Below are 13,785 nucleotides of genomic sequence, written 5' to 3' on the forward strand. Positions count from 1 at the left end.
TTTTCTTGAACTCTTATATTCTATTATTTTGATCCATTTTATTGTCCAGCTTCCGCAAATACTTGGAAGCAAAGTCTCTGCCGCCAAGACCAAACGCCAGGCCAAACGCTAAGGCTAATCCGCCTAAAACAAGGATGAAGGCAGCATTGACAATTGAATGGGCCAAGCCAATTTGGTCTAATGCCATAAAGACAGTAATCGTGAAAATGGCATATTTGGCGAACGATGCTAAGGTTCTGGAGTAGGTATTTTTTAAAATATTTTGTAAAATGCGTTCTACTAAATTTCCAACATATAATCCAATTCCCAAGATCACAAGAGCGGCAAATAGCATTGGTAAATAGGCAATTACTCCGGTTGCCAGGGTCACCAGGAAGTCCAGGCCAACAATTTGCAGGGCTTCCACCGTAAATAAGAGAACAACAACTATTTTTACCAGCAATCCCACGATTTTCGATAAGCTGTACTTGGATTGCTCAGGCTTAACGGAGCCAATCCCCATTTGCTGGAACAAATGATCAAAACGTAAACGCCACAGCATTTGCGCGACCAGTTTTTCCACCCATTTCCCCAAGGTTATGCCAGCTAAAATCAGTATGACGGCCACTGCAATATTTGGAAGCAGTGTGACCACGTTATGAAGCATGGCAACAGCTGGTTCGGAAACCCCTTTTAAATCTAGTTTCTCCAAAGCAGTGATGATCGTTGGAATTAAGATTAAGATAAACGAGATGTTTCCTGCAATAATGGAAAGGCTCGTCCCTTCCACCTTCAGTCCAAAACGTTCACCCAATTTCTCAGTCCCAATACTGCTTAAAAAATTGGTCAAAATATCACGGACGATTTTCGCAATCAGCCAGCCGACCAATACGATAAGTGCGGCTGCAAACAGTTTCGGAATAAAGGAAAGCAGGCCTGACAAAATTCCCGCGACCGGCTCTGATACCCCTTCCAGCTGCAATGCACCCAAAACACCTGGCAAGAATAATAAAAGAACAAAATAGAACAGCGCTTTGGCGATACTATTAATCTTATTTTGGGCACTCGTTTCCGATTCCGCCATCCTCCAGCCGACTAATCTTTGTTGTAAATGGAACATGGCAGACGCTTTATGAAAAAGCATACGAAGGAGCGTTGCCACCGCCCAGGCAAGCAGTAAAATCAGCGCTGCTTTTAAAAGATTGGGAATCGCACCGGTTATCGCCGATAGCATTCCCACTAGCGGCGTCGCAATAAAGCTCAAGCTCAGCATGTTAAAAAAGATAATCCAAACGACAACCAATAAAAGATAGTAAACAATTTTCCCTACTATTTTTTCAGAAGAGTATTTTCGCTTACTGAAATTAGAAAAAAGCTTATTATCCAAGCTTGTTTTCTTTAAGGCTGCCTCCACCCCTTTTCCGATAAATTTGGCAATGATCCAGCCAATCAGCAGGACAATAAGAGCAAATAGCAGGTTTGGAAGCTTGTCCAGGTAGGTGTACCACCCTAGCATCATATCGTGTGTATTCATGAATTCATCTCCTTTTATCTTGGTTGATAACTGTAATACCCTCGATATTTTTTTTAAAACCACCGATTTGAAGCAGCTAAAATTATTTTTCCAGACACATATAGTAGAAGGAATTTAATTTTCAAAAAAGTGAGGTTTCAAATCTTTTTCCCATGGGAATACAATCTGTGCACGATAAAACCAACAAAAGGAGTTGAAAGGGATGGGTCAGAAGAAGAGATTACTCGTGGGAGGACTGGCTGCTTTATTAACCTTTGGTGGTTTAGCCGGATGTGGTGATGGAGTAGACCAAGATAACGGGATCAGCGACGGCGAGCAAAAGGACCAGATTGATCAGGATACCAAGGATAACGCCAAGGGCGCCGTAGAGGATGCGAAGCAAAATATGAAGGAAGCAATGAAAAATGTCGAGACGAAAATGGAAGAAAACGATAAAAACTAAAGGAGGAAACATTCGATGAATAAAGATGAAGTAAAAGGAAATTTTGATCAGGTAAAAGGAGAAGCGAAGGAGCAAATGGGCCGATTAACTGATGATCATTCCAAGGTGGCAGAAGGCAAGCTGGATAAGGCAAAAGGTAAATTACGAGAATCTTATGGGAAAGTAAAAGAAAATCTATCGAAATAATGTCAAAGGCAGCTTATTTCTAAGAATCTATATACACATTAATTAAGAGGAGGAACTAAACATGGACAGACATGAAAAAAAGGTTGCAGGTGTTTACGCATCGGAACAAGAAGCGATTGAAGCCGTTGAGGATTTGATTGCACAGGGATACCGTAAAGATGAAATCTCCGTGATCGGAAAAAATCTTAAACATGTGAATCATGTTACAGATGAAACAGGAGCATCTGCGGAAGATACGGCGGCCACTGGAGCCATTACAGGGGGCACCGTCGGCGGTGTAACAGGTTTATTAGTAGGAGTTGGTGCACTTGCTATCCCTGGTGTTGGCCCAATCATCGCGGCAGGTCCGCTGGCAGCAACCTTAATTGGGGCGTTAACAGGGGCTGGTCTTGGCGGAATAGCCGGAGCGCTGGTAGGACTGGGAATTCCGGACGATGAAGCAAAATACTATGGAAACTCCGTAGAAGAAGGAAAAATCTTGGTCTTGACTGAAAAAAGGCATACCGCTGATATCAATGATCGAAATTATCTCCCTGATAGAGAAGTTGAGCATGCTTCGGTATTGAGGGAAGAAAAAAATGGGTCGATGGCACGTAACATGGAGGAAATGCGGAAGCTCGGCAAGGAAATGAACCAATCACAATCAGAGACGGAGCTTAAGGAAGTAAATAAAACCCCAGATCCTATACAAAAATAAACATACGGCTTTCAGCCACAAAAAAAGAAGAGGCTCCCCAACCTCTTCTTTTTCATTAAAATACCCCTTATATTTAACCACTTAAACCTCAGCTAAAAAAATCACCCAAGATGTCTAAGTTGTTGTTCATAAAATCTAATGCGATGTTTGGCATAATGCCGAACAGCACGCTACCTACGACAGCGACAATCAAGACAACAAGAATGCTTGCTGGAATCTTGAACTTGTCTTCACTTGCTGACGGGCGGAAGAAGATTTGTGTCATCACGCCGAAATAGTAGAAATAAGACACGACTGTTGTCGCAATCATGATTGACGCTAATACATAATGCGGAGTACCTACAAACGCACCTATAAAGATATTCAATTTGCCGATAAAGCCGGCGGTTCCCGGGAAGCCTGCCAAGGAAACCAATAAAATTCCCATCACAACAGCCAATCCTGGAGAACGGCGGTATAACCCCGCAAAATCCGCAATCTTAGCCGAGCCGGTCTTTTCAGTCACAATCTGGATTATCGCAAATGCTCCAAGGTTCATGAACAAGTAAGCAAGCAGGTAGAACCAGATGGAATAGAACATATTGGACGATAACGACGTTAACGCCACTAGGATATAACCTGCATGGGCGATACTGGAGTAGGCAAACATTCGTTTAATGTTCGACTGCTTTAATGCCACCACGTTACCGATAATCATCGTAGCTCCCGCGATAAACGCGATATAGTCCTGCATGTCGAGCAAAATTGGCATGGAGCCTGGACCCTTCGTTGTCGCAGCGCCAAATACCGTTAACAGAATTCTGATGACAATCACAAAACCAGCTGTTTTAGATACTACGCTTAAGAACGCTGTAACCGGTGTCGGCGCACCTTGGTAGACATCCGGTGCCCACATATGGAACGGCGCAGCCGCCAATTTAAACGCCAGACCGACGAAAATCATCAAAAAGGATAAACCAAGCAAGTAAACATGCTGGCCATCAGTTAAACCAGATAGGCTTTGGGCAATCGCCAGCAAATTGGTAGAACCGGTTAATCCGTACACATAGCTCATCCCGAACAACGTAATCGCAGTGGAAATACCGCCGTTGATGACGTATTTCATCGCTGATTCGTTCGACTTTAAGTTATGCTTGCGAATGCCCGCTAAAACATAGGAAGAAACAGATAACAATTCTAACCCGATAAATAACGTGATCAAATCACCGCTGGAGGCCATGAACATCGCACCGAGCAGCGCTGTTAAAAACAAATAGTAAAACTCGCCGCGGTACTCTTCCATGCCTTCTTTTGCTTCATAGCTGACGGCAAGGAATAAAACCAGTCCCGCACCGCCAAGGAGCAGCAATTTAAAAGCAATCGCAAAACTGTCAAGGCGGAAGGTATCATCTAATATCGAAACAACAGCACCGCCCGCTAAGCTTGCAACGGAAACGATTGCCGCCGCGATCGCCGCAATGCCAATCCAGCCGAGGATGCGGCGATCCTGCCCCTTCGGCATAAATAAATCCATAATGGTAAGAAGTGCAGCAACACCAAGGATGATGAACTCCGGCATCATGACACTCCAGTTAAACTGACTCAATGTCTCAAAACTCATCCTTCATCACCCTCCCAGCCCTGGCATGATAGTCTCAAGTGTGGCTTGAAGCGGTGAGCTTAGAACACTTGGGTAAACACCGATTAACACGATTAACAACATAAGAACGACCACTGGCACGAATTCAACGCCTTTAAGGTCAACAACGCCGGTAAATTCGCGGTGTGACTTGCCAAACGTCATGCCAAGCACGGCGCGAAGCAAGTACGCTGCAGTCATAATGATGCCGATCGTACCAATGGCCGCAAGCCAAGGCATTTCTTTGAAAAGCCCTAGGAACGCCATGAATTCGCTGACAAAGCCGGACATACCAGGAAGACCAAGTGAGGCCATTGCCCCTGCTAAAAGGAAGCCTGCCGCAACCGGCATTCCCTTCGCCATTCCGCCAAGGTTTCCAATCAAAGATGTATCGGTGCGTTCGTATAACACACCCACTAAGAAGAACAATAAGGCCGAAATTAAACCGTGTGAAATCACTTGGAAAATCGCCCCTTGAACCCCTGCCTCATTCATTGCCGCAAGTCCGATGAGGACGATTCCCATATGAGAAATCGACGAGTAAGCCAAAACCATTTTAAAGTCTGTTTGAATGAACGCAAGGAACGCCCCGTAGAGAAGGTTAATCACCCCAAGGACTGCAATCAGCGTCGCAAGAGTATCAAACTGCTCGGGGAATAGCCCCATTCCAAAACGGATTAATCCGTACGCACCAATTTTTAAAAGAATACCAGAGTGAATCATAACGACTGGCGGCGGTGCTTGTACGTGCACGCGCAGCATCCAGCTGTGCAATGGAAAAATTGGTAATTTGACTCCAAAAGCCACCAAGAGTGCGATGAGGAGGCCAAGCTTTAAGTCCCCTGAAAGCGGTGCACTTGGGTCTGCCAAGATATCTTTTAAAATATTGATATTGGTAGTGCCTGTTTTGGCAAATAGAATCATGATCACGATTAATAGGACCGCAGAGCCCAAACCGTTATAAATCAAGAAGCTGTAGGCCGCTTTTTCTTTTTCAAAATAACCCCATTTTCCGATTAAGAAGAACGTCGGAATGAGTGTAACCTCGAAGAAAATGAAGAATAGTATTAAGTTTTCCGCTGTGAACACGCCGAGCATGCCTACTTCTAAAAGAAGGAACAGTATGAAGAATCCTTTCCATTCTTTTTTCACATAACGGGCCGCAATCGACGCGAGCGTTGCCACTACCGCTGTAAGCACGACTAACAGCAGCTGAAAGCCGCTTAACGCTAGCTCATAGTTAACAGCGAAGTATGGCGCCTCGACATTCATGCCGCGGAAATGAATCCATTCCACTGACACGGAAAAATCACTCAAATGCTTACCTGCTAGATAGTGAGCATATGCTGCCAGTGATAGCAGCAGTGCCGGCAGGGTGGCCAAGAAGCCGACGATTTTGATTGATTTTTCCTGATCTTTCGGCATGAACGCTAACACGACGATACCTAGTAAAGGGGAGAATACTAGGATTGAAAGAATTGCATGTAAGTTCATCGTAAGTACCCCCCTGTTAATGCATAGATGACGGCAAGTAACGCCAGTCCGATAAACGCCACTGCTCCGTACGTCTGCACCTGGCCGGATTGCATTTTTGAACCTGTTGCTCCAAGTCCTTGGACAAAGCCAGTGATGCCTTTGACGATGCCTTCAACAAGGAAGGTATCGATGAAACGCAGGAAGTAGCTGATTCCTTTTGTAATAACGACGATGGTCAGTTGATAGAATTCGTCGACGTAATATTTGTTTAATAGAACGGTATGCAGCATGTCGCCGCTGCCGCTCAGCCAGTTGCGGGAAACAGAGCGTTTTCCGTAAATTAACCAAGCTAGGTAGATTCCGAGCAAGGAAACGACGGTTGCTAGAATCATAATCCAAACGGGACCTTCATGGTGTCCGTGTGCCGCTAGGGCTTCGTTTCCGTCAACGAGCCAGTCGCCTAGGAAGGTACCAAACCAAGGTGTGTTCACATAACCAGCAACTACGGCTAGAACACCAAGGATGATCATTGGGAAGGTCATCACAGATGGTGACTCGTGAACATGTTTCTGATTGCCGCGTGCTTCACCAGTGAAGACCATGAAGAACAAGCGGAACATATAGAATGCTGTAAAGAATGCTGCGACTAAAGCAAGGACGAAAAGAACCGGATGTCCGCCTTCCCAGGCCGCTGCTAAAATTTCGTCTTTACTGAAGAAACCGGATAATAACGGCACACCGCTAATCGCGAGTGTTCCGATTAGAAATAATGGTCCAGTGAGCTTAAGCTTTTTCCAAAGCCCGCCCATTTCTTCGATATCCTGTGTGTGTACCGCATGAATGACTGAACCGGCAGCCAAGAACAAGAGCGCCTTGAAGAACGCGTGCGTCATCAGGTGGAACACACCAGCCACATAACCCGCAGAACCAAGCGCGAGCATCATATAGCCAAGCTGGCTGACAGTTGAATAAGCAAGAACTCGTTTAATATCTGTTTGCACAAGACCGATGCTTGCCGCGAAAATCGCCGTGAATCCGCCGATAACGGCAACAGTCATAAGTGCGGTATGGCTTGCTGAGAACAATGGGAAAAGTGACGCAACCAAGTATACCCCGGCGGCAACCATTGTCGCTGCGTGGATTAACGCCGAAACAGGTGTTGGACCTTCCATCGCATCTGGAAGCCATGTGTGAAGCGGGAACTGACCCGATTTACCAACTGCTCCGATGAAAATCAGGATCGCCGTCAACGTGATCATCGTTCCTGACACCTGTCCAGCGTCAACAGCCGCAAAAATATCACTGTATTCAAAGCTTTTTGTCTGCCAGAAGAGCAGCGCCATGCCGATAAACAGGCCAACGTCCCCGATACGGGTCATGATAAACGCCTTTTTCGCAGCCGCTTTTGCTTCTTCTTTGTAGAAATAGAAACCGATTAATAGGAAGGAACCTACACCTACAAGTTCCCAGAAGATATACGTTTGCAGCAGGTTTGGCGAAATCACCAGACCAAGCATGGCAAAGGTAAATAATCCTAAGTAAGCATAAAAGACATGAAAGCGCTCGTCTCCGTGCATATAACCTTTGGAATAGGTATGTACCAAGAAACTGACGAGCGATACGATAAACAGCATTAATGCATTTAATTGATTCACTTCAAAGCCCGCTGTTAGATGAAAATCTCCTATTGTGAGCCAGTCAAACTTCGTGACGTAGGTTGGCTCTGAAAAGCGCTCAAATAACACTAAAATCGAATAAATAAGCGATGCCAGCGTAAGCAGAATCCCAACATACGCACTCGCTTCCTTCAATCGCTTACCGAATAGAAGAAGGATCAAAAACGATATTAGCGGGAAAAGCGGTATAAGCCATGCATTTTCCATCATTTTCTCCTATCCGTGCCTGTCACCACCCGAACTTGTCGAATCCGCGGGAAAGCGACTGGCACCAAGGTTTTTTTAATTTTTCATTGTGTCCATTTCGTCGATGTTGACGGTTTTCTTAGTGCGGTAGAGTGCGATAAGGATCGCAAGACCGACCGCTGCCTCCGCTGCGGCAACGCTAATCGCGAACAGGGCAAAAATTTGACCTGTAATCGATGGCGCCATGCCGTATTTGCTGAAGGTTACCAGGTTAATGTTCACAGCGTTCAGCATTAATTCGATCGAAATAAGAACGATAACCGTGTTTCTCTTCGTCAATGCACCGTATAAGCCGATGCAAAATAAAATCAGTGCTAGTGCCAAGAAGGCTGAAGCGGGAACTGAACTCATTCCTTATCCGCCTCCTTATCCTCTTTTTTCGCCAAGACAATGGAACCAACCAACGCAACTAAAAGTAAAACAGAGACTAACTCAAATGGAATAATATGTTTTGAGTACAGTGCCTGACCGATTTGCATCGTGTTGTTTTCATGCAAGGTGGTCGGAACTTGATCAATATTGAAATTGTAAATGCCAAGGTAAACGGCAAAAGCAAAGCCCAGCACTCCTAAAAATAAAAGGAACTTTCTCCATTTGCCTGCTTTTGATTCACTTTCATCGTTATGCCTTGTTAACATGATGCCAAACAGCATAATGATCGTAATGGCACCGGAATAAATTAAGATTTGCACAGCCGCGACAAATTCCGCGGAAAGCAGCACATAAATTCCGGCAATAGCTACGAACGTGAAGATGAGGGCAACGACCATATGAACAACTCTGGTAAGGTTCAAAAGAAGCACGCCGCCGATGATCGCCACAAGTGCGAGCCCCATAAAAGCGAGAAATTCGCCTGAGAAGGTCATGCTTTATTCTCCTTCCGTATATTTTCGTCGTTTTCATCCAGCCATTCGAGGTTTTTAAATAACATATCGCGACTGTATTCAGCGAGCTCGAAATTATTCGTCATAATAATCGCTTCTGTCGGACAAACCTCCGTACATAGGTCACAAAGGATGCAAATCTCGAAGTTGATGTCATACGTATCGATGATTTTCCCCTTTTTCGCCGGATCGGGATGTTTTTTACCTGTCAGGTTTATACATTCAGTCGGACAAATGTTCATACATTGATTGCACACAATACACTTTTCCGGATAAAACTTCTGAATCCCGCGAAAGCGGTCCGGCAGTGGAAGCGGCTTATTTGGATAGTCATAAGTGACTTTTTCGCGTGATAATTGTTTTAGGGTATATTTCAAGCCTTTTGCTATTCCAAGCACGTTTTTCACCCCTTTTACCTTTTAAAAATTGTGATTGCAGCCAGCGTATCGCTAGGCGATACGACCTTTCAAACACGATCTAATGATTTCTTTTTAGAAAAATAATGATTTGATCAAGGCTGTCAGGAAGATGTTTCCTAGTGCCACTGGAAGCAGCACTTTCCAGCCGAACTCCATTAAACGGTCAACGCGGAAACGCGGCAGCGTACTGCGGAGCCACAAGTATACAAAGATGACCACACAGAACTTAAGTGAGAACCATACCGCACCTGGAATAAAGCCAAGGAACGCAAATGGCGGCAGCCAACCTCCTAGGAAAATGACTGTAATCAGGGACGACATGGCAAATAGGTACACATACTCCGCCAGCATAAAGAAGGCAAAGCGGAAGCCGGAATATTCAACGTGGAAACCGGCAACAAGCTCGGATTCTGCTTCCGGCAAGTCAAACGGCGTTCGGTTTAATTCGGCAACCGAAGCAATAAAAAACACAATAAAGCCAATCGGCTGCAACAGGATGAACCAGCCGCCCTTTTGCGCATGGACGATATCATTTAAATTTAAGCTTCCTGATAATAGAATGACACCAAGAACGGACATAACAAGCGGGATTTCATATGAAATCATCTGTGCTGCTGCCCGTGCGCCGCCTAAAAGGGCGTACTTGTTATTGGAGCCCCAGCCGCCAAGCAAGGCACCAAAGGTTGTCAAACCAGAAACCGCAATGTAATAGAGCAAGCCAACCCCGATATCCGCAAATTGAAACTTATCAGTAAACGGAATCGTTGCCAGGACCATGAAGGACGGGGCAAAGGCAATGACTGGCGCCAGGATAAATAACGGACGGTCTGCCAATTTCGGAATAATGTCTTCTTTTAGTAAAAGCTTCAAAACGTCAGCGACGGTCTGCAATAAGCCCCAGTTACCGCCAAGCTGGTTTGGACCGTGGCGGAGCTGCATGTAACCCATGACCTTCCGCTCGGCTAAAATCCCATATGTTACGAAGCCTAATACGACTAACAGCAAGACAACCCCTAGTAAAAAGAAGATTGCAAAGTTGGCCAAACCTGGACTTGAATGGAGTAGATCTTGTACCATTAACCGTCCACCTCCCCAAGGACAATATCAACTGCCCCTAATATAGCAATCAGGTTTGCAATATTTTCGCCTACTAGTAATTTCGGGAGAATTTGCAGGTTATAGAATGATGGTCTTCTAAACTTCAGGCGATACGGTTCTTTTTTGCCGTCGCTTGAGATATAACAGCCAATTTCTCCGCGTGGTGACTCGATTCTGACAAACGCTTCACCTTTAGGCGCCTTAATGATTTTCGGTACTTTTGCTAATATTTCACCTTCCGCAGGGAATTGTTCACATGCCTGCTCAAGGATATTTAATGATTGTGAAACCTCACCCATGCGCACTTTATAGCGTGCCAGGCAGTCGCCGCTTTCCTCGGTGACCACGTCAAAATCAAAACGGTCATAAATGGAATATGGCTCATCTTTACGAAGGTCCCACTTCACGCCGGTACAGCGAAGGTTTGGACCGCTTAACGAATAGTTAATCGCATCCTCTTTCGTATATCTTCCTACACCCGTTACCCGATCAAGGAAAATTTCATTTCCGGTGACAAGATCATGATAGCCTTTGACTTGCTCGCGCATATACGGAACAAAATCCCGTACTTTTTCCACCCAGCCTTCCGGAGCATCCCATTTTACGCCGCCAACACGCATATAGTTAAAGGTCAAGCGCGCCCCTGAAAGTTCATTAAGCATATTGATAATCATTTCACGGTCACGGAATGCATAGATGAACGGGCTCGTCGCACCAAGGTCAAGCAAATAAGTACCCCATGCCACTAAGTGGCTTGCGATACGTCCCAATTCCATTGCCATGACACGAAGGAAGTCTGCTCGTTCCGGAACTTGAATCCCCATCATCGTTTCGACCGCATGACAGATGACATAGTTATTCGTCATCGCTGACAAATAGTCCATCCGGTCGGTATAAGGAATTATTTGTGTGTATTGCAAATTCTCGGCCAATTTTTCTGTACCGCGGTGTAAGTAACCGATGACAGGCTTTGCTTCCGTAATGATTTCGCCATCAATTTTAACTACAAGCCGGAATACTCCATGCGTACTCGGGTGCTGTGGACCGACGTTTAAAAGCATTTCTTCTGTTCTGATCACCCGCTACACCTCCACATCATACGGTTCATAATCTTTACGCAGTGGATGGCCAACCCATTCTTCTCCAAGCAAAATCCGATGCAAATCCGGGTGTCCGGTAAACTTAATTCCTAATAAGTCATATGCCTCGCATTCAGGCCAGTTGGCGCCTGCCCAAATCGGCTGCAAGGATTCAATTGTTGGTTCATCACGGTCTATTTTCACTTTTAACGCCACCGATTGGCGATTTTTGTATGAGAATAAGTGAACATATACTTCCATATGCGTCACAAAATCCGTTCCGTGCAGCTCAGAGAGATAATCAAATGCGAGTAGCTCATTATACTTTAAAAATTGAGCCAGCTTAAAATATGTATCACGCTTTGCCACAAGGGTCGGAACATCTTTGGATAGTTTATTAATATAAGAATCTTCTAAAACATCTGCACCCAGATTTTCAGCAATTACCTTCACATATTTATCTAGATATGGCTGATTGGCTGACGGTGCTGCGGCTTCTGATGCGGCTGGCGCTGTATCGCCCGCTTTACCTGCCGCTGCTGCCTTTGCTTTGGCTGCTGCCGCTGCTTTGGCCTTCGCTACTGCTGCTGCCTTTGCTTTCGCTTTTTCATCATCAGTTGCGTCCGCTCCTGTATCGCCACCCGATACGGCTGCTTTCGCCTTTGCCGCCTGTGATGCCTCGCCTCCGGCTAGCTCCATGGCTTTTCGTTTTGCTGCTGCTGCCGCTTTGGCTTTCGCTACGGCTGCAGCTTTTTTCTTTGCTAAGTCGTCGTCGCCTGCATCGGCCGCGGTTTCTGCTGCTGGTGCAACTGGCGCCGCAGGGGCTTCTCCGCCTGCCTGTTCCATCGCTTTCCGTTTCGCCGCTGCCGCTGCTTTAGCTTTCGCTACGGCTTCTGCTTTTCTTCTAGCAAGATCATCAGCGTCGTTCGATGAGGCCTGCGGTGCGGCCGTCTCTTCTGCCGGAGCTTGTGCTTCTTTAACCGGTGCAGCTGGCTCATCCACAATGCCTTCTCGTTTCTTCTTCGCTAGTGCAGCCGCCTTTGCCTTCGCTGCTGCCGCTGCTTTTTTCTTCGCTAAATCATCGGCATCCCCGCCAGATGAAGCGTTTCCTGCCGCTTGAACCGGTTCAGCTGCCCTCGGTGACTCTTCGGCTGGTGGCTTTGGTGCTTCGGCTGCTGGTTTCGGCGCCGCTTCGCCAGCCGCCTTCGCCTGACGCTTTGCCAGTGCCGCGGCCTTCGCTTTCTCAGCTGCCTCTTTCTTTAATTGCTCGAGATCCTTATCCCCGCTCATCGGTTAGATCACCTTCTTCCCAGTCTTCGCCTCATAGCGAATCTTTTCCTTTAACTTATTAATTCCATAAATTAATGCCGCTGGGTTCGGCGGGCAGCCTGGAATATACACATCAACAGGGACGATTTGGTCGACTCCCTTAACAACGGAATACGACTTGATATACGGTCCGCCTGCAGTTGCACATGACCCCATCGCAATAACCCACTTTGGCTCCGGCATCTGATCATATAAACGCTTTACGATCGGCGCCATTTTTTTCGTCACCGTACCAGACACAATCATGCAATCCGACTGTCTCGGCGACGTACGGAAAAAGGAACCAAAACGGTCCAAGTCATAATTCGCGCCGCCCACGCCCATCATCTCAATCGCACAACAAGCCAGACCAAATGTCATTGGCCACAAAGAATTACTTCGAGCCCATGCCTTAATTTGCTCCAGCGTTGCGAAAAATACATTTCGTTCTAACTCTTTCATTTCCTCTGGTGAAAGGTCCAATTTTAAATCCATTTTAGCACCTTCTTTTTCCATGCATAGATTAAGCCAATTACCAGCATAACCACGAAAATTAACATTTCGACTAATGCAAATAGTCCTAACTTATCATAGGCCACCGCCCATGGATATAAAAACACCGTCTCCACATCAAAAATAACAAACATTAGGGCAAAAATATAATAGCGGACATTGAACTGTACACGGGAATCGTGAAATGGCTCAATACCGCTCTCATATGTGGTATACTTCGCATCATCTGGTTTATGCGGACGCAGAAGCTTACCTAAATATAACGCCACCACTGGCAGCAACACCCCAAGACATAGGAACACAAAAACTATCAGATAATTATTCTGATATACATTCAAAAGTTCCATGTCTATCCCCTCCAATGTTGAAAATTTTCATACTTATGAATATTGTAACCGAATTCATTATAGCATTGTTACAAACCCCTGTCGACAAGCCTTATTTATAAAAATTGGAAGTCTGCCGCCGCAGAAATTGCCCATTTTTAGGCCATGAGAACAAGCCTTCAAAAAAGCAGTAAATTGGGCAATTTATACTAGTTGCTTATTCAGCAGAAACATACTTGAATTCGACAACAACACCTATTAAACACCAAAATAAGATTTTAAACAGTGAGATTTGTCATTAATT

The 13,785-nt window shown here is 45.5% G+C and carries 15 protein-coding genes; 3 read left to right on the forward strand and 12 right to left on the reverse strand.

Annotated elements, in window-relative coordinates:
• Nucleotides 1-13: 13 nt before the first annotated feature.
• Nucleotides 14-1,513, reverse strand: a complete 1,500-nt coding sequence (locus LC455_RS24240) for a mechanosensitive ion channel (RefSeq protein ID WP_223594843.1) — start codon at nucleotides 1,511-1,513, stop codon at nucleotides 14-16.
• A 202-nt stretch (nucleotides 1,514-1,715) separates the two neighbouring features.
• Between LC455_RS24240 and LC455_RS24245 the strand changes: the two genes are divergently transcribed.
• From LC455_RS24245 to LC455_RS24255, 3 genes are all read left to right on the forward strand, one after another.
• Nucleotides 1,716-1,955: a hypothetical protein gene (locus LC455_RS24245; RefSeq protein ID WP_223594844.1), complete on the forward strand. Its 240-nt coding sequence runs from the start codon at nucleotides 1,716-1,718 to the stop codon at nucleotides 1,953-1,955.
• A 15-nt stretch (nucleotides 1,956-1,970) separates the two neighbouring features.
• Nucleotides 1,971-2,141, forward strand: a complete 171-nt coding sequence (locus LC455_RS24250) for a CsbD family protein (protein ID WP_223594845.1) — start codon at nucleotides 1,971-1,973, stop codon at nucleotides 2,139-2,141.
• A 61-nt stretch (nucleotides 2,142-2,202) separates the two neighbouring features.
• Nucleotides 2,203-2,838, forward strand: coding sequence for a general stress protein (locus LC455_RS24255; RefSeq protein WP_223594847.1), 636 nt, complete (start codon nucleotides 2,203-2,205; stop codon nucleotides 2,836-2,838).
• Nucleotides 2,839-2,926: 88 nt separating this feature from the next.
• On the opposite strand, the gene nuoN is transcribed toward LC455_RS24255, so the two are convergent.
• The 11 genes from nuoN to LC455_RS24310 all read right to left on the reverse strand — a co-directional run bounded on the left by nuoN (nucleotide 2,927) and on the right by LC455_RS24310 (nucleotide 13,502).
• Nucleotides 2,927-4,438, reverse strand: coding sequence for an NADH-quinone oxidoreductase subunit NuoN (nuoN, locus tag LC455_RS24260; protein WP_223594849.1), 1,512 nt, complete (start codon nucleotides 4,436-4,438; stop codon nucleotides 2,927-2,929).
• 6 nt (nucleotides 4,439-4,444) lie between these two features.
• Complete coding sequence (locus LC455_RS24265; RefSeq protein ID WP_223594851.1) at nucleotides 4,445-5,950, reverse strand: NADH-quinone oxidoreductase subunit M; 1,506 nt, start codon at nucleotides 5,948-5,950, stop codon at nucleotides 4,445-4,447.
• Nucleotides 5,947-7,818, reverse strand: a complete 1,872-nt coding sequence (gene nuoL / locus LC455_RS24270) for an NADH-quinone oxidoreductase subunit L (RefSeq protein ID WP_223594853.1) — start codon at nucleotides 7,816-7,818, stop codon at nucleotides 5,947-5,949. The genes LC455_RS24265 and nuoL overlap by 4 nt, the downstream gene beginning before the upstream one ends.
• A 72-nt stretch (nucleotides 7,819-7,890) precedes the next feature.
• Nucleotides 7,891-8,205, reverse strand: coding sequence for an NADH-quinone oxidoreductase subunit NuoK (gene nuoK, locus LC455_RS24275; protein ID WP_223594854.1), 315 nt, complete (start codon nucleotides 8,203-8,205; stop codon nucleotides 7,891-7,893).
• Nucleotides 8,202-8,720 (reverse strand): NADH-quinone oxidoreductase subunit J, encoded by a 519-nt coding sequence (locus LC455_RS24280; protein ID WP_223594856.1) that lies wholly within the window; start codon nucleotides 8,718-8,720, stop codon nucleotides 8,202-8,204. The genes nuoK and LC455_RS24280 overlap by 4 nt, the downstream gene beginning before the upstream one ends.
• Complete coding sequence (gene nuoI, locus LC455_RS24285; protein ID WP_223594858.1) at nucleotides 8,717-9,136, reverse strand: NADH-quinone oxidoreductase subunit NuoI; 420 nt, start codon at nucleotides 9,134-9,136, stop codon at nucleotides 8,717-8,719. The genes LC455_RS24280 and nuoI overlap by 4 nt, the downstream gene beginning before the upstream one ends.
• Nucleotides 9,137-9,229: 93 nt before the next feature.
• Nucleotides 9,230-10,234, reverse strand: coding sequence for an NADH-quinone oxidoreductase subunit NuoH (gene nuoH, locus LC455_RS24290; protein WP_223594859.1), 1,005 nt, complete (start codon nucleotides 10,232-10,234; stop codon nucleotides 9,230-9,232).
• Nucleotides 10,234-11,334 (reverse strand): NADH-quinone oxidoreductase subunit D, encoded by a 1,101-nt coding sequence (locus LC455_RS24295; protein ID WP_223594860.1) that lies wholly within the window; start codon nucleotides 11,332-11,334, stop codon nucleotides 10,234-10,236. Before LC455_RS24295 ends, nuoH begins: the two co-directional genes overlap by 1 nt.
• A gap of 3 nt (nucleotides 11,335-11,337) precedes the next feature.
• Nucleotides 11,338-12,624, reverse strand: a complete 1,287-nt coding sequence (locus LC455_RS24300; protein ID WP_223594861.1) for an NADH-quinone oxidoreductase subunit C — start codon at nucleotides 12,622-12,624, stop codon at nucleotides 11,338-11,340.
• Nucleotides 12,625-12,627: 3 nt separating this feature from the next.
• Nucleotides 12,628-13,137: a NuoB/complex I 20 kDa subunit family protein gene (locus tag LC455_RS24305; protein ID WP_223594862.1), complete on the reverse strand. Its 510-nt coding sequence runs from the start codon at nucleotides 13,135-13,137 to the stop codon at nucleotides 12,628-12,630.
• On the reverse strand, nucleotides 13,128-13,502 hold the full coding sequence (locus LC455_RS24310) for an NADH-quinone oxidoreductase subunit A (RefSeq protein WP_223594863.1): 375 nt from the start codon (nucleotides 13,500-13,502) through the stop codon (nucleotides 13,128-13,130). The genes LC455_RS24305 and LC455_RS24310 overlap by 10 nt, the downstream gene beginning before the upstream one ends.
• Nucleotides 13,503-13,785: the final 283 nt, after the last annotated feature.

This window comes from Neobacillus bataviensis (genome assembly GCF_019969725.1).